The sequence below is a fragment of the Mesorhizobium sp. M1088 genome, from assembly GCF_040318575.1.
GTDB lineage: Bacteria > Pseudomonadota > Alphaproteobacteria > Rhizobiales > Rhizobiaceae > Mesorhizobium.
The window spans coordinates 1-670 of record NZ_JAMYMO010000131.1 but is presented as its reverse complement, the minus strand read 5'-3'; the positions used below and the strand labels follow the sequence as shown (position 1 = coordinate 670).

The following is a 670-nucleotide window of genomic DNA, read 5'->3' as shown; positions in this document are numbered from 1 at the left end:
TTATCGAATCCCACAAACGGTCTGAATTGATTCGCAGATTCTCGCCGGGGGCGGCCATATTCTAAAACCTCATTGGTTGTGGCACGCCAGCGTCCCCCTCCCCCTCGAGGGGAGGGTGGCCGCGAAGCGGTCGGGTGGGGTCGGCTGACATGCGCGCGACCTTCTCCTTGACCACCTGTGCGACATGCCAAGCGCTGTTTATGACATCGGGCTCATCGACGCGAAAGATATCGAACCCGAGCGATCGCAGATAGGCATCACGGACGGCGTCGTGCCGTTTGCCCTTCTCCTGTTCGTGCAGATCACCATCGATTTCAACGACCAGCTTTACCGCAAGGCAAGCAAAGTCGACGATATAAGGCCCGATCGGACACTGGCGGCGGAATTTCATCGCAGCCGATTTCAATTCGCGCAGTTCATACCAAAGCAGCGATTCGCCTTTGGTCGCATGTACTCGAAGCGCGCGCGCCTTTTGGCGCATTTCGAAGCTCACGCGGGTCCGGGGCATCACAGACACCTATGCGGCCGAAGGTCAGGCTGGCGCACTGCCGCACCGACCCCACCCGGCCGCTTCGCGGCCACCCTCCCCTCGAGGGGGAGGGAAAGCTGCACCTGGTTCAATCCACGGCCCTCAGCACTTCGCGCACATGGTCGATCAATTCGTTGATCT

1 protein-coding gene is annotated in these 670 nt (G+C 60.0%); it reads right to left on the bottom strand.

Features of this window, described 5'->3' with window-relative positions; translation table 11 throughout:
- Positions 1 to 61: 61 nt before the first annotated feature.
- Entirely contained in the window at positions 62 to 508 is a 447-nt protein-coding gene (locus tag NKH49_RS34810; protein WP_352930233.1) for an endonuclease domain-containing protein, read from the bottom strand.
- Positions 509 to 670: the final 162 nt, after the last annotated feature.